The 21,201-nt window shown below is 41.4% G+C and carries 16 protein-coding genes; 10 read left to right on the forward strand and 6 right to left on the reverse strand.

All coding sequences use genetic code 11. The annotated features are described in order from the left end of the window. The first annotated feature begins 86 nt into the window (after positions 1 to 86). The 5 genes from RMX98_RS08915 (at position 87) to RMX98_RS08935 (ending at position 7,212) form a co-directional block, all read left to right on the forward strand. Positions 87 to 413 (forward strand): hypothetical protein, encoded by a 327-nt coding sequence (locus RMX98_RS08915; protein WP_322676524.1) that lies wholly within the window; start codon positions 87 to 89, stop codon positions 411 to 413. A 168-nt stretch (positions 414 to 581) separates the two neighbouring features. After that, positions 582 to 3,044, forward strand: coding sequence for a filamentous hemagglutinin N-terminal domain-containing protein (locus RMX98_RS08920; RefSeq protein WP_322676523.1), 2,463 nt, complete (start codon positions 582 to 584; stop codon positions 3,042 to 3,044). Between the two features lie 668 nt (positions 3,045 to 3,712). Beyond that, positions 3,713 to 3,973, forward strand: coding sequence for a hypothetical protein (locus RMX98_RS08925; RefSeq protein WP_322676522.1), 261 nt, complete (start codon positions 3,713 to 3,715; stop codon positions 3,971 to 3,973). Positions 3,974 to 4,258: 285 nt separating this feature from the next. Further along, positions 4,259 to 6,388, forward strand: a complete 2,130-nt coding sequence (locus RMX98_RS08930; RefSeq protein WP_322676521.1) for a filamentous hemagglutinin N-terminal domain-containing protein — start codon at positions 4,259 to 4,261, stop codon at positions 6,386 to 6,388. Positions 6,389 to 6,807: 419 nt separating this feature from the next. Then, entirely contained in the window at positions 6,808 to 7,212 is a 405-nt protein-coding gene (locus RMX98_RS08935) for a hypothetical protein (RefSeq protein ID WP_322676520.1), read from the forward strand. Positions 7,213 to 7,721: 509 nt separating this feature from the next. On the opposite strand, the gene RMX98_RS08940 is transcribed toward RMX98_RS08935, so the two are convergent. Beyond that, a complete protein-coding gene (locus RMX98_RS08940) occupies positions 7,722 to 8,753 on the reverse strand; it encodes a hypothetical protein (RefSeq protein ID WP_322676519.1) in 1,032 nt (343 codons plus the stop codon). Positions 8,754 to 9,019: 266 nt separating this feature from the next. Here RMX98_RS08940 and moaA point away from each other — a divergent pair, with 266 nt between their 5' ends. After that, positions 9,020 to 10,006, forward strand: a complete 987-nt coding sequence (gene moaA, locus RMX98_RS08945) for a GTP 3',8-cyclase MoaA (protein WP_322676518.1) — start codon at positions 9,020 to 9,022, stop codon at positions 10,004 to 10,006. Positions 10,007 to 10,055: 49 nt separating this feature from the next. Here the strand turns inward: moaA and RMX98_RS08950 are convergent, their stop codons facing one another. Together RMX98_RS08950 and rpsD are read right to left on the reverse strand one after the other, a co-directional pair. Beyond that, positions 10,056 to 10,553, reverse strand: coding sequence for a hypothetical protein (locus tag RMX98_RS08950; protein ID WP_322676517.1), 498 nt, complete (start codon positions 10,551 to 10,553; stop codon positions 10,056 to 10,058). A gap of 630 nt (positions 10,554 to 11,183) precedes the next feature. Further along, positions 11,184 to 11,792 carry a 30S ribosomal protein S4 gene (rpsD, locus tag RMX98_RS08955; protein ID WP_190942045.1) on the reverse strand — a complete coding sequence of 203 codons (609 nt, stop codon included), beginning with the start codon at positions 11,790 to 11,792 and terminating at the stop codon, positions 11,184 to 11,186. A 466-nt stretch (positions 11,793 to 12,258) separates the two neighbouring features. Here rpsD and RMX98_RS08960 point away from each other — a divergent pair, with 466 nt between their 5' ends. Continuing rightward, positions 12,259 to 12,930 carry a hypothetical protein gene (locus RMX98_RS08960; RefSeq protein WP_322676516.1) on the forward strand — a complete coding sequence of 224 codons (672 nt, stop codon included), beginning with the start codon at positions 12,259 to 12,261 and terminating at the stop codon, positions 12,928 to 12,930. A gap of 465 nt (positions 12,931 to 13,395) precedes the next feature. Here RMX98_RS08960 and hetR read toward each other — a convergent pair whose 3' ends face one another. Beyond that, positions 13,396 to 14,295: a heterocyst differentiation master regulator HetR gene (hetR, locus tag RMX98_RS08965; RefSeq protein WP_322676515.1), complete on the reverse strand. Its 900-nt coding sequence runs from the start codon at positions 14,293 to 14,295 to the stop codon at positions 13,396 to 13,398. 74 nt (positions 14,296 to 14,369) lie between these two features. Here hetR and RMX98_RS08970 point away from each other — a divergent pair, with 74 nt between their 5' ends. Then, complete coding sequence (locus tag RMX98_RS08970) at positions 14,370 to 14,681, forward strand: hypothetical protein (protein ID WP_322676514.1); 312 nt, start codon at positions 14,370 to 14,372, stop codon at positions 14,679 to 14,681. 1,572 nt (positions 14,682 to 16,253) lie between these two features. Next, positions 16,254 to 16,376 (forward strand): hypothetical protein, encoded by a 123-nt coding sequence (locus tag RMX98_RS08975; RefSeq protein WP_322676513.1) that lies wholly within the window; start codon positions 16,254 to 16,256, stop codon positions 16,374 to 16,376. Here RMX98_RS08975 and RMX98_RS08980 read toward each other — a convergent pair. Together RMX98_RS08980 and RMX98_RS08985 are read right to left on the reverse strand one after the other, a co-directional pair. Further along, positions 16,373 to 18,712: an EamA family transporter gene (locus tag RMX98_RS08980; protein WP_322676512.1), complete on the reverse strand. Its 2,340-nt coding sequence runs from the start codon at positions 18,710 to 18,712 to the stop codon at positions 16,373 to 16,375. The two genes, RMX98_RS08975 and RMX98_RS08980, sit on opposite strands and share 4 nt — an antisense overlap. Positions 18,713 to 19,374: 662 nt before the next feature. Further along, complete coding sequence (locus RMX98_RS08985; RefSeq protein ID WP_322676511.1) at positions 19,375 to 20,631, reverse strand: inorganic phosphate transporter; 1,257 nt, start codon at positions 20,629 to 20,631, stop codon at positions 19,375 to 19,377. 36 nt (positions 20,632 to 20,667) lie between these two features. On the opposite strand from RMX98_RS08985, the gene RMX98_RS08990 reads away from it, so the two are divergent. After that, positions 20,668 to 21,129, forward strand: a complete 462-nt coding sequence (locus tag RMX98_RS08990; RefSeq protein ID WP_409881342.1) for a hypothetical protein — start codon at positions 20,668 to 20,670, stop codon at positions 21,127 to 21,129. The last annotated feature ends 72 nt before the right edge of the window (positions 21,130 to 21,201 follow it).

Here is a 21,201-nt window from a genome sequence, read left to right on the forward strand (position 1 = left end):
TATGAACTTTTATGACACTTAGCATAATCTTCGGTATCTAAACTGAAGCAATAATTATCCACTTCCCGTCAGGAACGTAAACAGTTATGAGTTCTCAACCAGTAATAGATCCTCAGATATTACAGCAGCTACAAGAAGAGATTCAGCAAAAACTGGGTGAAAGCCTACAAAACGCTGACTTACACTCAGTGCTTGAAAAGTACGGTTTCTTAGAGGATAGAGTCTTGAGAATTCATTGGCAGTGTAATCTCGACCCAAACCAACTCCAATCTAATGATGCAGTTGATGAACAAGAACCTAATTCATTATTGCCAGTAACTCCGAAAGCTTCAATACCAGAAATTGTGTTAGTAAAAAAAGCATTGTGTATCCCTTGTCCATCAACTGGTAGTCCTTTAGGCTGTAACTGCTAAATTATTTAATCTTCGGACTGCAAAGAGTTTATTCTAGTGAATGTAAAAATACTAAATTTTGTATTTATGTAGTAGTTAGGCTACAGAGATAACATCAGCGTACTAACATAACTAATCAGCAAAAAGCAGTATTTTAATAAACTCTTATTTTTTGAGCGCCAGTTTTTAATGTCTCAAAATCGAAGCAGTTATGACTGGGAATTAGCAATAGTGGGTATTTTAGTATTTGCTAGAGTACTCACTTTTGCTGATAGTTGTGCTTTCGCTCAAATTCAAAAAGATGCCACGCTGGGATCTGAAAGTTCAATCATTACACCAAAGCTAATCGATGGTCAGCCCATAGACCAGATTGATGGTGGAGCAGTTCGCAGTAATAACTTGTTCCACAGTTTTGAACATTTTTCTATTTCTGCGGGAACGACAGCCTACTTTAACAATGCAATAAATATTCAGAATATTATCAGTCGGGTAACAGGCAATTCTATTTCTAATATAGATGGCATTCTAAAAGCTAACGGCACAGCCAATGTGTTTTTAATTAATCCTAATGGTATTATTTTTGGCCCTAACGCTTCTTTAAATATCGGCGGTTCATTTGTGGCTAGTACAGCGAGTAGTTTGAATTTTGCTGATGGTACAAAATTTAGTGCTACATCTCCTCAAACTACACCTCTGCTAACAGTAAGTGTTCCTATTGGCTTACAATTTGGAGCAACTGCGGCTCCCATCCGCAATCAATCCCAAGCAAGTCCAAATAATGCAATTAATATCTTGGGAGAAGGTGTTGGTCTACAGGTGCAGCACAACAAAACCTTAGCACTAATAGGCGGTGACATAACCTTAGAGGGCGGAAATTTAACGGCAAAGGGAGGAAGAATTGAGTTAGGAAGCGTCGCTGGCAATAGTTTAGTCAGTCTCAATTCAACCAATCAAGGTTGGGCATTAGGATATGAAAATGTTCAAAATTTTCAGAACATCGAACTAACCCAGCAAACTGGGATGCCATCTACTGTAGATACCAGTGGCAAAGGTGGTGGCAATATCCACCTGCAAGGCAAAGATGTGCTGGTAACTGACGGCTCACATATATTGGCTATTACCTTGGGAGCGCAACCAGGAGGAAATTTGACAGTGAACGCTTCCCAGTCTGTAGAATTTGGACGAGCTGCATTGTTGTCTACTGGAACTTTCAACACTGGAAACTCTGGAGATATAAATATCACTACCAGAGAGTTGATTGTCAAAGATGGAGCGCAAGTCTTAATGTTCAATGTCAGTTCGGGATTGGCGGGACAATTGACCATAAACGCCTCAGATTCTGTAGATATAATCGCCGGTATCCCCGTTTCTCCCTTCCCAGATGGTAGTGATTTAGTATCCAGTGGATTATTTAGTGCAACTTATGGCGCTCAAAATGCTGGCAGCATAACAATTAATACTGGAAAGTTGCGTGTTGAAGGAGGAGCAAGAATATCAACAAGTTCTGAAGGCATACTCTACCGTTTTTCTAACCAATTTATACCAGCTACAGGAAATGGAGGAAATTTGACGGTGAACGCCTCTGAATCTGTAGAACTAATTGGAACCTCAGCAAATGGTTCTAAGCTCAGTAGCTTGTTTTCTGGCACGCAAGGGACTGGAGATGGCGGTAACTTGACTCTAACTACAGGGCGATTGACTATCAAAGATGGGGCGGCAATAACTGTAAGCAGTGAAGCTCGAAAGAATGTCAATTATCAAGGGGGCGTACCGAATTTAGGTCTAGCAGGCGAACTCAATATAAGCGCTCGTTCCATACTGCTGGATAAAGGAAAACTCACATCTAATAGTGAGTCAGGTAAGGGCGGTAACATTGCTGCACAGGTGCGGGACTTGTTACTGATGCGTCGCCACAGTCAAATCTCTACTAATGCCGGGGGTGATAAAAGTGGCGGTAATATCACCATCAATTCACCTAATGGCTTTCTTGTTGCCACTTCCTTCGAAAATAGCGATATCACTGCCAACGCCTTTTCTGGCACTGGTGGTAAAATTACAATCACCGCTAAGAATATCTTTGGATTTGTGCCACGTACTCGTGCAGAGGTAGAGAGGCTCGATCCAAAAGACATAAATCCTGATAACCTGTCAACAAGTGACATCACCGCATTTTCTCAGCAAAACCCTTCATTAACTGGCACTATACAAATCAATTCACCGGATGCTGACCCTAGTAAAGGATTAGCGGAACTACCCGTAAATTTGGTTGATGCTTCGCAGCAAATTGTTGCTGGTTGTAGTTCTGGTGGAAAAATAGGAAGGAGTTCATTTATTACTACTGGACGTGGAGGAATAGCAGCCGATCCCACACAGCCATTAATAGCTGATGATGCGGTGCTAGCAGATTGGATCGCACTTTCTCCAGAGAGTCAGAATTTTGCTGATGGTATTCAGAAAAGAGTGGTTGTTCAGGCGCACGGAAACACAGAAAAAAAACCACAGAAGGTTAATTCTGTCAATGAACCGACTCAAATTGTAGAAGCCCAAGGGTGGATTAGAGATGCGGATGGGAATGTGGTTCTGGTTGCTCAAGTACCTACAGCTACGCCTCATAACCCCTTGCTGACCGCTACATCTTGCACTGCTAATTAAAATTTGAGATTGTTGTAACTTTTGTTGGTGCGTTGGCGTAGCCCGCACTTCGGCTGCGCTCAGTGACCGTCGTAGACATCGCTCTTTTTACTCAATGTAGGGTCAAGGTGCGATCGCACCTTCTACTAAACTTGGCTATGGGTATTTTGGCGTAGCCCGCACTTCTCTACGAGACGCTCCGCGTAGCTTGCTTCCACGAAGTGGTACGGCTGCGCGGAAATCGAGCGACTTGCACTGAGCGGCGTCGAAGTGAGTCGAGATTCAGTGACCGTCTTAGATATCGCTTCTGCAACCTTTATTATCTCATTACCCCCGTGAACAGTTATAGGCTTATCCAAACCGTAAGCAGAGTATGACAGCTAAAGAGGTATCAATTACTCAATCTTCTTAAGTGTTCAACGATTCAGTATCTAGATTCATCAATGCTTTAAAGAAATCCGGCAGAAATATATGAAGTTTTGTAACACAATGCGTAATTATAACTAGTCAAGTTGAATTCATAATTATCGGAGTTCACAAGAGCGTTAGAAACTTAATGCTTTTGTACCACTCTAAACTCTGTATTATTGGTTCCTTCGTTGCCAAACTGTACTAATCAAACTCACGTTAATTTAGTACATCACAAGATAATTTCACACATCTACCACTCTACAAGGAGAGCAAAATTTATGAATTCTCAAAACACACAACAAAAGAAAAATAGTCAGAGCTTGAATAACTCTGAATTTAGGGGTGCAAGTCAAAATGATGGAGTATCAGTAGATAATTCTCAGGGTTTCCAAAGTAGTGTAGACGTTAATAAAACTGAATTGAATGATGTTACTGAAGAGAAAGAGGTTCAGGATTTTGCCGAAGGAATCCTACCTAGTAATAAGGAGCTAAAGACTTGTGGTTGGTATAATGGTGATTATGTATGTACTAAGCCTTAACAGTATTCTCAAATTAATTACTATCATCTCAATTTATTGAGAATAAAGGTAAGAGCGTCATTTTTAATTGTGTGAAATACAGTTTTTTAGTAGGGGCACAAAAGTGTTGTGCCTTACCACATATTGTTTGCAAATGATAAGTGCTATAAACTTTGGTAAAGAGCGAAACGCAAATTATCGATTCCATTCCGATGTCGTTTAAAGTTATCGGATTCACGTTAATACAGGTTTAGCGTCACTATTGTTCAGCAATTAATATTTTTTTAAAGCAGTACAATATCAAGTATGAGTAATCTGTGGGTCTGGTTTAAAAGTCTAGGATTTGCAGTATGTGGTGCAATAGCTTTCTGCGGAAACTCTGCTATTGCCCAAATTACCCCGGATGGTACTCTACCTACTAATTCTCAGGTTACACCACAGGGTAATATCACAATTATTCAAGGTGGAACTAGAGCAGGAAACAATCTGTTCCATAGTTTTGAGCAATTTTCTATACCGACAGGGATTACGGCTGACTTTCAAAATCCTACGGATATTCAAAATATTATTAGCCGAGTAACTGGTAAGTCTATTTCTAATATTGATGGCATCCTAAAAGTAGGCACAGCTAACCTATTTCTGATTAATCCCAACGGGATTATTTTTGGACCCAATGCTTCCTTAAACATTGGTGGTTCGTTTATAGCTAGTACCGCAACTAGTTTAAACTTTGCTGATGGTACTAAGTTTAGTACCACAGACCCCCGAAGTACACCCCTGCTCACACTAACTGTACCTATTGGCCTACAATTCGGAACCACTGCGGCTCCCATCCGTAATCAATCTCAAGCAAGACCAAATGGTGTAACTACCGTCTTTAATGAATCCGTTGGTTTACAGGTGCTGCCAGATAGAACCTTGGCACTTGTAGGCGGTGATATAACGCTGGAGGGTGGAAATTTAACAGCACCATCGGGAAGAATTGAGCTAGGAAGTGTTGCTGGCAATAGCCTAGTCAAACTATACCCAACTAACCAAGGTTGGGTCTTAGGATATGAAAATGTCCAGAATTTTCGGAATATTCAACTAATAGAGCGAAATCTTAGTGGTTCTGAAATTGGGTCTATTGTAGACGGTAGTAGCAAAGATAGCGGTGGAAGTATTCAGGTGCAGGGCGACTCTGTGGAACTGATTGGCCCTCGTGTGCGTTTAAGAAGCCAAACTATGGGTGTGGGAGATGGTGGAGACTTAACGATTACTGCCAGAAAATTAATCATTCGGGATGGCACACAAGTATCCACTGTTACTATAGGCAAGGGTAATGGAGGAAATTTGACTGTGAACGCCTCTGAGTCACTAGAGGTGATTGGTGGTAACTTTTCCTCTCCTGATTTGGATCGACCTAGTATATTATCTACTTCAACTGGGGCAGACGGAAAGGCAGGTGACATGACGCTCAACACTGGAAAGTTAATTATTCAAGATGGGGCAAGAGTAACAACAGAATCCAATGGACAGTTCGAGTTCAGTGAAGGCTCGTTTAAATTCTTACCGGCTACAGGAAAAGCAGGCGATCTAAATGTAACTGCTGACTCCATACTTCTGGACAATCAAGGAAGTATCACATCTAATAGTGAATTAGGTCGGGGCGGTAATATTTCGCTACATCTGCGGGACTTATTACTGATGCGGCGCGAAAGTAAAATAACCACTAACGCCAACGGTAATGGAGATGGCGGTCATATTACCATCAATGCACCAAATGGCTTCCTTGTCGCCAGTCCCTTAGAAAATAACGATATCACCGCCAACGGCTTCTCTGGCTCTGGTGGTAAAATCACAATCACTGCTAAGAACATCTTTGGTTTTGTACCCCGCACAGGTGCAGACGTAGAGAAGCTTGACCCAGAAGAAAAAGACCCGAATAATCTTCAAACAAATGACATCACGGCATTTTCTCAGCAAAACCCTTCATTAAATGGCACTGTACAAATCAACTCACCAGATGCTGACCCCAGTAAAGGATTAGCAGAATTGCCCGTAAATCTGGTTGATGCTTCGCGGCAAATTGTTGCTAGTTGTAGTTCTGGTGGAAAAATAGCAAGAAGTTCATTTATTACCACTGGACGTGGAGGACTAGTAGCCGATCCCACACAGCCATTGATAGCTGATGATGCGGTGCTGGCAGATTGGATCGCTCTCCCTCTAGAGAGTCAGAATCGTGGTGGTGGTATTCAGAAAAGAGCCGTTGTTCAGGCGCACGGAAACACAGAAGGAAAATCACAGAAATTTAATTCTGTCAATGAACCGACTCAAATTGTAGAAGCCCAAGGGTGGGTTAGAGATGCCGATGGTAATGTGGTTTTGGTTGCTCAAGTACCCACTGCGTCACCTCATAACTCGTCACTCACGGCTACATCTTGCGCTGCTCATTAGAAATCAACTTTGTTGACTGCTCTTACTAAGAGTTCCTCGTAGTCAAATCATCTGTGGGTGCGTTGGCGTAGTCCACCGTTTGCGTGGCGTTCCGCAAGAAGTATAAAAGTGAAACTGGATAAACTTTTGTAAAAAGCAAAATGTAGATTTATAATTTTACTATTATCCCTCTTTTGTCACTCTGGGGAAATAAAAATTGGAGCTAAATGATGAAACCTAGATTTAGTGGGAAGATTAGCGATCGCAAGCTAATAGAAACCTTCAAACAAGGCTCTACAATTAAAATCCTATCTGAGCAAGGGTTACAAATTATTCTCTGCCGAAAGTGACAAAAGAGGGATTATACTACCTTAAGACTGCTAAAGCTTCCCTGCTGTACAGCAAATGTCAACTTTTTGAAAAAGGTGAAATATCACAGTATGAGTAATCTTTATAGTTGGGCTAAAGTTATGGGACTTGCAATAAGTAGTGCAATAGCTTTTTCTGAAAACTCTGCTATTGCTCAAATTAACCTGAATAATAATTTAACTGCTAAATATCTATCTAGTGATACTGCCGAGGGTTTGCAAGCCAAAAAATCTTTGTTAAGGAGTGAAGACCTGAATAAGTCTGAGGTGAGTGATGCGCTCGAAAACTACAATATAGAAGACAATTCGCTAGATTTACATAATAGTATCGACTCAAATACAAATGAATTTAATGATGCTGTTGGTAAGCAAGAAATTAAGGATTTGGCAGGAATAATTCAATCTAAAAAACTTGCGGGCATAACTTGCGGAATTGATTATAATACAGGTCAGTTAGTATGTAAAAATAATCCTTAATATTATTGTCAATTTTATGTGAGTCATCTCAACTTATTAAAAATTACAGATTTTTTCTAGTGTACAACAATGTTGTATACTGCTGCGTTTTATTTGTTGGTAAAGAGCAAAATACAAATTCTCAATTTCAATGTAGTTTACTTAATATAAGTGCAGCGTCACCATTGTTCAGTAACTGTTAATTCCTTAGAGGAGTTTGTTATATACAAGTACTCTTTATAACTCCTTGCTCGCCGCTACATCTTGCGCTGCTCATTAGACGTAAGTTCGACAAACCTCTCCATACGTTGAACTAAAGTTCAAGCCTGTTCCTTTTTGAGTTTGAGAGGGACAGGTTTTGCTTAGTAAAACCTTTTAGAGGTCTTGTCTTAAGTTGTTTTAGGATGAACGCAATCAGCAGTTGTTTTAGGATGAACGCAATCAGCAATTGTGTAGGCGTAGCCAGCCTTCTCTACGAGACTCTCCGCGAACGGCATCGCCGATATAGCAAATGCGATATTGCCTATTTTCTAACTCGTTTCCTGAATTTGCAAACGTACAGTGTGTTCAGTCGCACCACTAAGTTGTAATTCCATGATTTCACCACCTAGAGGTTCCAAGCAAGTGAGGAGCGATCGCAAGTTGGGTGTACTTGCGCCAGTATCTACATATAATCGATCTGCTAAATTACCGATGCGTTTCCAAGTCATGTACAATTTAGCGATCGTTTGTTCAATTTGCGATGCTTGATTTACCAAATCAGCAGCAATACTCAAACAGCCGACTCTTTGCGCTTCTTCTAAGGCTGTTTCAATATCAATATTTTCCTGCGTTAGCGCCTGAACTTGAGCCGCTCCTTTGAGATATTTCGCCAAGTTACGCGCTTCGCTAGTTACCTGTTTCAGGGTATCCACATCAGGATTAGCAGCAATTTCCTTTTGGATAAACTTTTGATGCGATTCTGGCAGTTTTTCCATTTCCTTCACCAGAGGGGCGATGTAGCGCGGGGGAAGGGTGTTATCTGCGGCTTTTTCTTTAACTGCTTCGGGTAATAAATCTGAGGACATAGCTGTCCATTCATCATTGAGTTGACGCACTTCCCGCCTAGTGATGCGATCGCCTTTTTGGGCGGCTTCACTCACCATCTGTTGCACTTCTGGGGATGCTTTGGAGGTTTCGACAAATGCCCGTTTGCTGAAGTTGTTCACAGATCCGGGGTCAAGTTTACCGTCTTCGATGAGAGTATCGGCACTATTCGCCAGTTGAATCCAAGAGTATGCTTGACTTTTGCTGATTTCCCGCTCTTTTAGCCATCGGAGAAAGCCAGTACCGCGTCCGTCACCGCCCACTTTTTCTCTGTCGCGGATCGCCCGTAAAATCCGCCCCCGCCAGATTTCCGTTTGCAAATCAAAGCGATCGCATACCTGCCAAGCTATTTCTAGCTGCTGTTGAAAATCTGACTCTAGAATCTGTTCATCTTCTGGATCGGGCAGTTCAAAGCTGATATCGGCTGGCTGTAGTAAAGCAGCAGCAAGGTCGTTGATGGAGTCGGTATCTTGCACGATTGATGACTAACGAGTGGATGCGATCGGCTTATTATGCCACAATCTGTGGACTCTCACTTAAGGGGGAGTACGGTATCTTGAGCGACAACAAATATAGTAGTAAGGGGTAAACCATACCAATTCAAAATTCAAAATTCAAAATTCAAAATTAAGAAAGCTAGACAGAATAAAGGTTTGGGAGTATGTATTTGTCGCATTCTTTTTTCAAATTGGTATCACCTTTGTAAAGTCTTTAATTAATCAGAGACAATAAAAATAAAACGATGAACCAGGTAGACTACCTCCGAATTAGCTTAATCGATCGCTGCAATTTTCGTTGCCAGTACTGTATGCCTGAGGGAGTAGAACTGGACTATATTCTCAAGCAACAGCTGTTAACTGATGAAGAATTACTCACCTTAATTCAAGAAGTATTTATTCCAGTAGGCTTTAATCGATTTCGTTTAACTGGGGGTGAACCCTTATTGCGTCCGCGTGTGGTGGATTTGGTAGGTGCGATCGCAACTCTCCCCCAAACTCAAGACCTCTCAATGACCACCAACGGTTTTTTGCTGGCTCCGATGGCACAAAACCTCTACAATGCTGGTCTGCGACGAATTAATATTAGTCTGGACTCTCTCGATCCCGAAATTTTTGACCAAATTATCGGTAATCAAGGGCGTTCTCGTTGGCAACAAGTTTGGCAGGGGATTCAAGCTGCCCATCAAGTTGGATTCGACCCCCTGAAGCTGAATGTGGTGGTGATTCCTGGCGTTAATGACCACGAAGTTCTCGATTTAGCCGCCCTGACAATTGATAAACAGTGGCACGTTCGATTTATTGAATTTATGCCCATTGGTAATGTGCATTTGTTTGGCGATCGCGGTTGGGTATCTTCAGCCGAGTTACGAGAATCTATTCGCGATCGCTGGGGCTTGACAGAATCTCAAGTTCGTGGTGCTGGCCCTGCTGATGTCTTTCAAATTCCCGGTGCGAAGGGAACACTAGGATTTATTAGTCAGATGTCGGAATGTTTTTGCGATCGTTGTAACCGGATGCGCCTGAGTGCCGATGGCTGGCTGCGTCCCTGTTTATTAAATGAAACTGGTCAAATAGATTTAAAAACTGCTCTGCGTTCTGGCACTAGTACCGCCCAATTACAAGAGCAGGTGAGTAGTTTACTAGCAATCAAGCCAGAAATTAACTTTAAAGAGCGCGATTCTGGTAATAAGGGTATATACACACGCACGATGTCGCAAATTGGCGGATAGTCATTGTTTATACTGAATCAAAGGCTAAAAATCTCCAATTTGCTGCAAACTACAAAATACTTGGCCAGGATAGAGTCAGTAGCATGATTAAATTACTTGACCAAAACAAAAGTAGCAGCCACAAGACACTACTAATTATCCTGAAGTTCCCTCGCTCGACGAAATCAGTACTTTTGATGAATTGCTGCTCGTGCCAAAGTTGCCAAACTCGAAATGCAGTGTAAAGTGTACCAATAATTACTACTAAGCTTGGCAACCAAATACTGATTATTTGTTCTGTGACAATTTGGATAATAATAACTAGCAAATAGAAGCCAAAGATTTTGCGAATTTCAGGATACTTAAACCAAATAACAAACGTAATTGTAGGAAGAATAAGCCCAATAGCGATCGCTAACAAGATCCAGACTCGAATAAATCTCAGTCCAGCATCGCTATAGTTAATCATTTGACTAATTGGTAAGATTCCAATTGAGGTTAGCCAACCCACAAGTATTACTACTAGAGTTGCCAGTACTATAAAGAGGAATGTCGTTTTCCAAGTCATTAATTGTTTACTCCACTAAGCAATTGAGCTTCAAAGTTCAACTAACCGAGGTTAGAGTTGGACTTTAGACAAAAGAGTTAATAGCTTTTATTTAATCTCTGCCTACTGATGGTGTTACTCTGCCATTCTCCCAAGATATTGTAGTGCCATTCAGTCAGCAAAGATTAAAAATAATAATTTGAGTGAACGCTTTAAATTGAATCATTTTTAGCAATAAGCAATAGAAGAGAAATTGCTAACACACGATTTATCCTGTGGTCAAAAGTGTGAAAGTAATAGATGGTTTTATAGTGAGATATTCACTCTAAATAGCCGACCTCAAAGGAAAAATAAGGGATGTGTTTGAGAGGATGTTTTAAAAGTCCTTTTGTCGGTATCAAAAAGTTCTAGATCCTCATAAATCCTTTTTAAAAAGGAGGACTTTGATTCCGATTCTTCCTTTTTTAGGGGGGGTTAGGGGGGATCAATAAGTGCCTAAAATCACAGCTAAATACTTTTAAAACAACCTCTGAACACAGACCCTCACACTTTTTATTTTTAATTAAAAATAAAAAGTGTGAACAGAGGTTTTGTTTCTTCTGCTCACACTTTGGGACTTGCCCTTTGCAAATAACTAAGGACAAATGACTATTACGCTTGTCGTGAGTAGTATTCCACCACAAGTAGTTCATTAACTTGTAGTGCCACCCATTCGCGCTCAATAACGCTGTTGACTCTACCAACCAACTTATTTTTGTCAAACTCCAAATGACTGGGGAGGTTAGCCAAACCGGGATATTGCAAGTTAGCTTCCACCAACTTGCGTGATTGTGCCCGATCTCTGACCGCAATTACTTCTCCAGGACGGCATTGATAACTGGCAATATTCACCACACGACCGTTAACAGTTACATGACCGTGATTTACCAGTTGACGAGCTGCTGGAATAGTCGGGGCTATACCCAAGCGGAAAACGGTATTATCCAAGCGCATTTCTAGCAATTGCAGCAGCACTTGTCCGGTAGAACCGGTAACACGTCTAGCTTTCCGCACATAACGGAGCAATTGCTTTTCAGTCAAACCGTAGTTGAAGCGGAGCTTTTGCTTTTCCTCTAGACGGATAGCATACTCAGAGCGCTTCTTGCGGTTCTGACCATGCTGCCCTGGTGGGTAAGCGCGTCTGGCGCTTTTACGAGTTAATCCTGGTAAGTCGCCCAAGCGGCGGACAATTCTGAGGCGGGGCCCTCTATATCGGGACATGAGTTTCCTTAATCTAATCCTGTTTAAACTTTACCCAAACATTCCATTTTGACATTCCACTGATGATTAATCAGCAGATTCTTGGTTTTTTGAAGGTGCTTGCTTTGGTATGACGAATCCTACCAATGTAGAAGCATCTCCTTTACGCCAGTTGCTTTAAGTCGGTTGAGCCGACACACTAGCTTCCAAGCCTGAATTCCGACGTGCCCCGCCGTACTACTGCCAATAAGTTTTTTGTGTTTATTTAGTTTCGTAGGCTACTCAATCATCAGATTGGTTTACGCAGTATTTTGACTCTGAAATACTTTTTACGTTACCTACTTATCTTTCAAACAGTTATATTAACACAATTTCCGACATAATTAATTGTGTCTATACTTGCTACTGCTGAAATTCTTTAATTGCAGAGGATTTTTAAAATATTTGAGTTAGCATAACCTTGGGTGTTTGGAGAATGGCAATGTTAATGAGCAATAAAGCGGTTAATAGAGGTAAGAACAAACAAGCCAGTTCCACCTCCAGGATTTTAACAGTACCAGTTTTGGCTATAGCTGGATGCTTGGCAACGATCTTACCAAATACAGCGATCGCTGCTTCCTACAACAACGATTATAGTGTCTGTGCAGGTCGCCTTCTAAAAGTGGGTGTAACGGCACAAGCTGCTTCACAAGGTTGTGCAGCAGCACTGCGTCCAAGGGATTTGGCTGCTTGCGTGGTTAAAATTGATAAGGAAACCCAAATTGCCGCGATAGATGCGCTTTCTTCTTGTGGGAGGGCCCGGCGTCCTGAGGAGTTAGCTACCTGTGTAGTTGGGGTCAGTTTAAGTACTAAGGAAGAAGCTAATCCGGCAGTTCTAGATTATTGTGGACGTAGTTTGTTACCCGTGCGTTTTGGTCAGTGTGTGGTTGGCTTGCGTAGTCAAGTCGACTTTCCCGCTACTCAAGCGCTAGATACTTGTATCAGTGCTGATGATAGTGTTGTTGGCGCTTCATCTTCGTCTACACCACCAACTATAATTCCTACCGGATCAAGCCCAAGTATCGAAACTACCCCATTTCCAACGCAACAGATTGTTCCAACGCAACCGATTGTTCCAACGCAACCAGTTATTCCAACGCAACCAGGCACGACGAATTAATTACAGTTCTTTGTAAGTGACTGAGAATATAGGTTGATTAGTAGGGTGGGCATCGTAATACCCACCCTATTATGATTTTGAGCAACAATATTTTATTTTTTATAAGAATTAGGAAATCATGAGTCAGAATTGCTGCATGAATTCTGTACGAGTAGTTGATAGCCCAATACGCTTGGGTTAAGCAAATTTATCTGTTAAGGCAGGCTGTTCTTGAGCAGGGGAGGCTTCGGGAGCAGGGGAAGCAGGGGAGGCAGGGGGAGGAATACTACATATAATTGCAAAATGGTATGACTATTAACTACGGTTTCTAAATACTTACAATACAAAAGTCACAAGCAATTTTGTGACTTTTGTACTACTAGTGCAGTGTTACAGTGTAAATATAGCAACCATCCCCCTACTATTAAGTAAGGGACATCAGTGAAAAGCTTAATTTATAAGCTTTTTGACTTTTGTGTAACCCTACTAGTCTTCTCTTTCGCCAAAAACCGTTTGTAAAATCACTGGAATACCACCGTCTCGGTGATATTTATCTGCCCAGGCACGGATAACTTCATCTAATTCTTCCATCGCCTGCTCTATTTTCTCTGGAAGGATATCAAGTTCTTCCAGCAAGCGCATAGCATTTCGTCGCCGTTCTGCCCAATTTTTCATCATGCGGAAATATCGAGCGGTATCTTCCACCATGATATAAGTACGTTCTTGATCGTCTGCTGGTGCATAAAAAGGACGAGTAAGAGCGTAAAAGGGCATTCCCCACGGAGAATCGATGCGTGTTACTGTTCCTGAGTAGAGTAGACGGCGCTTGATATGCTCACCCAAAGCTTCACTCAAAGGCATTTGGTGTTCGGGTGGCAAGTCTTCTTGCGATCGCCTGTGTAAAAACTCGATCAAATCCAGAAACTCAAAGGAGCTAACTAACTGGGCATCAGGTAGATTACTTGGTAGTTTCTGCTCTATTTGTCTTTTTTCTTCGCTTGTTAGACTACTACCAGGAACACGCGATCGCCCTGGTTGCCAAGGATATTTTTCTAGCCAGACATAAGGCAATTGAATTAAATAGCGAGGTTCCTGAGAACCTAGCATTTTTAACAGTTTGCCTTCTGTTAATGCCTGTCTGACTTCTTCTACAATAATTTTTACTCGTTTCGGCTCCAAGTGGTGCAAATGCCCTGTCATTCGCAGGTTTTGTCCCTGTTCTAGATAGGTCATGTAAATTGCACACTTTGCTGCTGTTGCGGCTGCGTCTAAAAATGCCCCATGCCTGTGCCCACTCGTCCGCATGGCACTAAAAGCCAGATAAAGCATGATCTGATCCATCGCACTGGGGTCAAGACGTTTGATCAGATCTATGTCGTTACTCATATTACAGACAATTGAATAGCACGTTTACAAAATTTTAATCGAGTGAGAATAGGTAGTATACACCTGGCTGAAAATTGTCTTTACTTCAAACTATATTAGTATGCGATAACGATGAGATCGGTGGTAGCACAAACTACCATTTTCGCATATTTTCTGGTACGAAAGCAGATTCAGTGGTTGTGACAATAACTGTCTCTGCATCTAACCGGAAAATTACAGACATCACCAAGTTCAGCTTAATGGCGGTTTATTTCCCAAAAGTCAATTATGTTGCAATTAATCTCCAAAGCTTTTCAGTTTTCTGGTTTTTTTCATTTTTCAAGAGCAACAACATCAAGCTAATTACACCTAATTATGGCACTATGCCGACTCGGAGTAAAAACTAGTTTGCGCGGTTCGTCTGGGATATCTGTTACTAGAAAAAGATGGTTTTTTTCAGCTTTGGCGAATTATTTGTAGTACATAGATGACTAGAAATAATTGGGAGTGGTCTTAAAACAAATCGCTTACCAGGTGTAGCCACATTTAGAAGTTAAACAACACGGCTAGTTGTGAAGTATCATTCCGTTCACAACCTCCAGTGATGTCTTGGCAGTATCAGCCGTTGGCTTGAGGGAAAATAGTAGACATCAAGTAGAGCAAATAATTCCAATTTCAAAATACCTGTTGTTGTTCAAATATTGTTCCTCATCATATCACTATTTTTTGCTTTTTAAATAAAAATATGTGTTTTAAAGTTTATAAATGATGGAGTTTAAATAATTTACATTCTGCTTAAATCAACGTTTGATGATATTTCTATTTTGACTCCTAAATTCAATCTTATTTATCTTTTGGCGTTGATAATTTGACACGGAAAACCGCGATTAATTTCGATTAAATTACGTATTTACAAGCCTTTAATAATCATGCTAATAACTACAAAATTAGTTAATAGCTATACATATAATAAAACATATTGGGTTCCATCCGATGATTATTTAGAGATTTTTCCTCCATAAATTTATATTTTTTTCATGAAAGAATTTTAAAATTTCATGATTTAACTAATTCATTGGCTACTTTCAAGTATGTTTTTACCTCGCTGCTTTCTCTATTTGAGAGACTTGAATTACGTAGATAGTTTGTTGCTATAAAAGCAGGATAATCAGCAGCAAGCTACGATATCAGCTTCTTGCTCTTGGTATTTGGGCGATACCCACGGCGGGCGGTTCCTGAGCGCAGCCGTTCGCGCAGCGTCTCCGATAGGAGAAGGGCTACGCCTACGCAGACTAAGTTGACTAGGATAAAACGACAGAAATAAACATACCATTTTACAAAACACAATAAGTAAGTGGGTGTGAATAATTAAAGATTTGTAGTGACTTAACGCTGTTTTGGGGGCTTCCCCTATGAGCGACTAATAAATCGGAAGGATAAAGGCTTTAGCCATCACTACAAGGCAATTTGATGAGTTTTACATTGCTTAACATAAGTTAGTTTATTCTTGCCCACCTACTTAGTATCCTACACTGAAAAAACAGGCAGTCTGTCCGTTTAATGTCAACAAAGAGACTATATTATCAATAAGCTCTAAAATGTGCTGCAATGGTCTTAACTCCTTGGGAATCTTCTCTCTGAGCCAGTACTCGTGCTCAATTGCTGGAGTCAGTACTACTCATATTGCTTACATATACGTGTTTTCCCTAGCTGTATCAGGCTAAATCCCTAAAAATATATTACAAGTCGACTTATTCTGATTACTGCTTGCCGATCTATTAAGTGTTATCTGCACCTATAGCAATGTTTGGGTTAAACCTTTTTTTTCTTCCCCTACTTCCCCTGCTTCCCCTGCTCCCCCTGCCTGCCTTGACAGATAAATTTCCTTAACTGAACTGTATTGGTATTGGCAGGTATACAGCATTCTGAAATCATTCCTAAAAATTTAAATCCCCGACTCCTTTAAGAAGTCGGGGATCTTGTTTGTTACAGATGATTTAGAGAAGTTACAAGGAGGTGCATTAGCGTCAGGATTGATGCTGAGAGTGATGGGAACTAATTTACTCCCCATCACTCTTAAGCTGATTAAACTCGCCATTTAATTCGTGGGACTTGAGGGTTTAACCTGATTTCGCATTGTTTCAAAGCTGAAAGCGGCCGCACCAAAGGTTACAAATAACACTCCCATAATTTGCACAATATCCAAATTTTCTTGAATGATTAATCCAGCGAAAATCACGGTTAAAACTGGGATGCTACCACCGATGAGCGCCGATCGCGAGGCACCTAGTTTACTAATACCAACATTGTTGAGCAAATAGCCAGCAAGAGTCAGCACACCCAAAATAAACGCGCTTAAAACTAGTTCCAGCATTTTCGAGGGATCAACTACTACCAAGTTCCAACTGCTGGGCAAAGGTAGCATCAAGCAGATAAAGCTCAACAACAACATGGTAGCGAAGTTAATTAAAGTAAAAGTCACGGGATGCAGTTTGCTAGCACAGACTCGCGTCAGAATTATGTAGGCAGCAAAAGCCACACCCGAAAGAATGGCGGTGCTGCTTCCCATCGAAGTATTACCGATCCCGATGCTGGGAGAACCGGCTAAAACCAACAATTCACCGCAGCAAATTGCAGCGATCGCCGCAATGCGGAATAGAGTGGGGCGATCGCGAAACAGAAACCACGACAATAAACCACTAACCATTGGATAGATAAAGAACAGGGCGATCGCCATTCCCGTTGTGACTTGAGCGATCGCAATGTAGATTAGCACCTGAGACAAAAACAAAAAGCACCCACTCACAATGGACAACACCAAAATCTGTTTGGTAGATGCATTGGTAGGTGTGGGATTTCCTCGAACTGAAGCTGCCAAATTTTCCAAGTCTTGCCAGAGTCTTGGGTGCAATATAGGAGACAATAATACCATCAGTGGTACTACTACCATAAACCTGAGCGTTAAAATTAATAGAGTATTGCCCAAAGTCGGCGGTAATAACTGCTCTACATCTAATACTCCGAAAATCTGGGAACCTTCGTGGAAAATTACCTTGATGGCCACGTTGTAAAGCGACGATACCACTGCCGATAAGACAATCAACAAGAAACCGATTTGGAGTGTTGATAAGCCAGAGGAATTAGGCGATCGCGATTGTAGGGGTTTTGCTTCCGGTAGTGGTTCTAGCGCAGTGGTTGATGAGGATTGAGCTTTCTTCTGCGATCCGTTCTTGCGAAGAACAGAAATTGGTTCAGTAGTATTTAGCCTGAGAGAAGGCCGGATTACTCTCGGCTGTGGTAAAGATGCAGTCAGAGGCTCTGGTGGCGTTTCGTTTTCCGGCAATTCCTGATTGAGGACAGAAATTGGTTCGCTAGCATTGTCCTTTGATGGCGGAACTACAGTCCCAGTAGGTTCTGATGTCGTTTCCCTTGGCGACAAATCCTTATTGGAGAGAGAAATTGGGTTCGCGGCGTTTTCTCTAACAACGGTTGGTTCTGAAGTTGTTTCCTTTTCTGACAAGTCATTGCTAGGGATAGAAATCGGGTTCGCGGTATTTTCTCTAACAATGGGAGGCTCTGATGTTATTTCTCTTTCCAACAAGTCTTTGATGGAGACAGAAATTGTGTTCGCGGCGTTTTCTTTAACAACGGGAGGCTCTAATGTGGTTTCTCTTTCTTCTAAAAATTGATTCGGGATCGCGGAAATTGGCTCAGAGGAATTTCTTACTACTTCACTAAAGGTTGGCGGGGATGTCTCAGAAGAATTGTTTTTTTCTGGCTCCGTAAACTGCAAAACAGTAGCTGTACCTGCTGTTGCTGGCTTACGTGAAGTTTCTTCTATAGTTTTTTCTAGTTCTCCATGCAGACGATTGACAAACTCTGTCAGAATCGTTTCCCCTTGCTGCTGCTGGCTGTACATCCGTGACAACTGTTGGGAAAGATTACTTTGATAGTTTTTCAGTTCTTGTTGTAGTGAATTAAAAGTAACAGTAACGGTGTCATCCAGACTGTCAAACATGTGTTCAACTTTTTCATTGATTTCACCTACTACATTGCTGCTCACTTCAGCAGACTTCAGCGCAGCTTGTTCGTAAGATTTGCCCTCTTGGTTTTGATTAGCTAAAGTTGCCAGAGAGGATTGCAGTTGTGAAGATATATGCTTTGCCAGAACTTCTGCCAGTTGCCGAATTAATACTTGCTGCTCGGTGATTTGGCGCACTTGTTGTAAATGCTCTTTTTCCTCTACCAAGCTTTGAATCTCATCAGATAACCGATTTTTTTCTGACTGAAGCCGCTTTACGTCTTCCTGTAAGCCTCTGAGGACATTCTGCTGAAGATTTTCTAAGTCTTCAACTACAGCCCAAAGCGCATTTTCTGCTGCTCTAGATAGCTCGCCTCTGACTCTTGGGTTTTCTGGTTGCTTCTCGAATCGCCCCATTAGCTTCTAACCTCTAACACCTTGACGATAAAGCTGCTTCCGGTACACTTTATTGGCGGTCATCCTAATTTCCTGTATTTTGTCAGATAAATTAAAAATTTTAACAGCACTTCCGCATTTCAACGTAATTCTGTCATACTAGACACAGGTTGGCAAAGTATCAAGTTTGCCCCACGGTGGAGTTAACCGTGTTCTCTTCATCATTGACAAGTATTTGACCATTGGATTTTGGATTTATCGCCACACCCGGAAGTCGCTTGAACTAAGACTTTTTTGTTTTTGGTCAGTTTAATTTTCATAAATTATTTGCCAATGAGATTTTTACTTTTAAATAAATCTCACTCCAAATGAATATTTATTGTTTTGCTGCCAATAATACTTGTCAAAGACTTGCAGATGCGTGTGATATTGCCACAAAATTGTCTAACTTACGAAAGTAGCTGTAAATTTGTCTGGAATGTAACTTGTGTGACAGTTTATATCTCTAAATGGAGATTAAAGTATCTTTCTGTGGAAATTCAAAGTTACGCTATCCCCTGCACAACATTCTAATGAATGAGCAGCAATTCTGCAAAAGCACGCTTTTTTGGCGTTGTTGCAGTCTGGGTTTTGTTTTGAGTAAATTCCAGTAAAGTAATAAGTTAGGAAAATATTAATAATTCTTAGAAGAATAAAATTTGGGCAATACTGAATATGGCAGCGCTAAGGGCAGCACTGACGGGGATTGTAATTAACCATGCGGCGGCAATACCTTTTAGTGTTTGAAACTTAATCGATTTGAAATTTTGCACTAGTCCAATACCAACTACACCACCGATGAGAGCGTGGGAGGTGGATACTGGTAAACCTAGCCGAGAGGCGATGAGGATGGTGGTAGCAGTAGCTAGTTCGGCACAAAATCCACTACTAGGTTGCAAAGCAATAATGTTTTCGCCAATAGTGGCGATGACTTTTTTTCCCCAGACAGCTAAACCACCAACAATACCAGCACCACCAAGAATTAAAATCCAAAGTGGGATAGTTATACCATCAGTAGGTACGCTACCAGTGCGATTGATGTAAACGATCGCAGCTAAAGGAGCAATTGCATTTCCCACATCATTAGAACCGTGAGCAAAGGCGACAAAGCAAGCACTTAGTAGTTGAAATCGACCGAATAATCTTTCCACGGGATTAGGGAGTATTTCTCCCTTGTCTCCCAAATCTCCCAATTGTCGCCAACTAATGATTGTGAGTCCAACGGCTGCGATTGCACCTGTTAAAAGCGGGATGTCGTAAGCAGGGATTGTAAAACCAAGCTCAATTACAAAATTGGTTAGCGGTTCTGTGAGTGATGGTAAGACAATCACGCCGAAGACACCTAGCAGCAGAGTACTCAACCAGGGAATCCATTCTTGTAACTGCACTACTTGATTGGGTTGATCCAAAATCCAGTGCTTGATTTGACTGTAAAATAAAGCAGCGATCGCACCACTAATTAACGGCGTTAAAATCCAGCCAATGGTAATCAAGCCAATTGATGACCAATCAATTGCATTTACTCCTAAAGCTACCCAACTAAATCCAGCGATCGCACCAACAACTGCATGAGAAGATGACACTGGTAAACCGCGTGATGTGGCAATTTGCAACCACACACCACAGGATATTAGTACCGTTACCATCCCTGTAACTAATATTTGGGGTGTAGCTGCGAATAAAGCGGGATTAGCAATTTTCGTTGCGAGAGTTTCCGTTACTTCATGTCCAAATAACACAGCTCCCGTAAACTCTAATACTCCAGCAATAATTAGTGCTTGCTTGAGAGTGACAGCTTTGGAACCTACAGAGGTTCCCATCGCATTAGCAACATCGTTTGCTCCAAGATTCCAGGCGACATAGAAAGCTAGTAGAGCGACGAAAAGTAGGGTAATAAGCATTTTGTTAGGGACAAGAGGAAAGTGAGAGAGATGAGGATGAAACTTGAGCTTTTAAGGGTGAACTTTGAACCTTTGAGCTTCATCCTCGAAGCTTTGAGCTTCATCGTCGAAGCTTTGGGCTTCATCGTCGAACCTTTTAGCTCCATCGTTGAACCTTTGAGCTCCATCGTTGAACCTTTGAGCCTCATCGTCGAACCTTTGAGCTTCATTGTCGAACCTTTTAGCTCCATCGTCGAACCTTTGAGCTTTAAAATTCTAGTTTTAACAAATTCTGTGGGTTTAAGTCCCCCGCTTCTATTAAGCGGCAAGTTTTGCGGTGGGGTTAAAATCCCCATTGCAAAACTTACAGCAGAATTCAGAATTCAGAATTCAGGAGTCAGAAGTAAAACAGGCTTATACTTGGCTTTGAGACGCGAGCTTGTGTATCTCACTAACTTGAAATCTGCTGTAACCCTCTTCTGTCACTTTCCGGGAGGACGATCGCTAGAAGCCGCATGAGGCAATCAATACAAGCTATACTATTAGAAAAAAATGGGTCTTGTATTTGTTGTTAGAAAATAATCGCGCAAT

Source organism: Nostoc sp. DedQUE02, from assembly GCF_034531035.1.
GTDB lineage: Bacteria > Cyanobacteriota > Cyanobacteriia > Cyanobacteriales > Nostocaceae > Nostoc.

Bases quoted from the DNA above. Each gene is read 5' to 3' on its own strand.
- RMX98_RS08985 (WP_322676511.1), bottom strand. From the start codon at position 20,631: ATGCTTATTACCCTACTTTTCGTCGCTCTACTAGCTTTCTATGTCGCC.
- RMX98_RS08935 (WP_322676520.1), top strand. From the start codon at position 6,808: ATGAGTAATCTTTATAGTTGGGCTAAAGTTATGGGACTTGCAATAAGT.
- hetR (WP_322676515.1), bottom strand. From the start codon at position 14,295: ATGAGTAACGACATAGATCTGATCAAACGTCTTGACCCCAGTGCGATG.
- RMX98_RS08920 (WP_322676523.1), top strand. From the start codon at position 582: ATGTCTCAAAATCGAAGCAGTTATGACTGGGAATTAGCAATAGTGGGT.
- moaA (WP_322676518.1), top strand. From the start codon at position 9,020: ATGAACCAGGTAGACTACCTCCGAATTAGCTTAATCGATCGCTGCAAT.
- RMX98_RS08980 (WP_322676512.1), bottom strand. From the start codon at position 18,712: ATGGGGCGATTCGAGAAGCAACCAGAAAACCCAAGAGTCAGAGGCGAG.
- RMX98_RS08990 (WP_409881342.1), top strand. From the start codon at position 20,668: ATGAAACTTGAGCTTTTAAGGGTGAACTTTGAACCTTTGAGCTTCATC.
- rpsD (WP_190942045.1), bottom strand. From the start codon at position 11,792: ATGTCCCGATATAGAGGGCCCCGCCTCAGAATTGTCCGCCGCTTGGGC.
- RMX98_RS08925 (WP_322676522.1), top strand. From the start codon at position 3,713: ATGAATTCTCAAAACACACAACAAAAGAAAAATAGTCAGAGCTTGAAT.
- RMX98_RS08960 (WP_322676516.1), top strand. From the start codon at position 12,259: ATGAGCAATAAAGCGGTTAATAGAGGTAAGAACAAACAAGCCAGTTCC.
- RMX98_RS08950 (WP_322676517.1), bottom strand. From the start codon at position 10,553: ATGACTTGGAAAACGACATTCCTCTTTATAGTACTGGCAACTCTAGTA.
- RMX98_RS08915 (WP_322676524.1), top strand. From the start codon at position 87: ATGAGTTCTCAACCAGTAATAGATCCTCAGATATTACAGCAGCTACAA.
- RMX98_RS08930 (WP_322676521.1), top strand. From the start codon at position 4,259: ATGAGTAATCTGTGGGTCTGGTTTAAAAGTCTAGGATTTGCAGTATGT.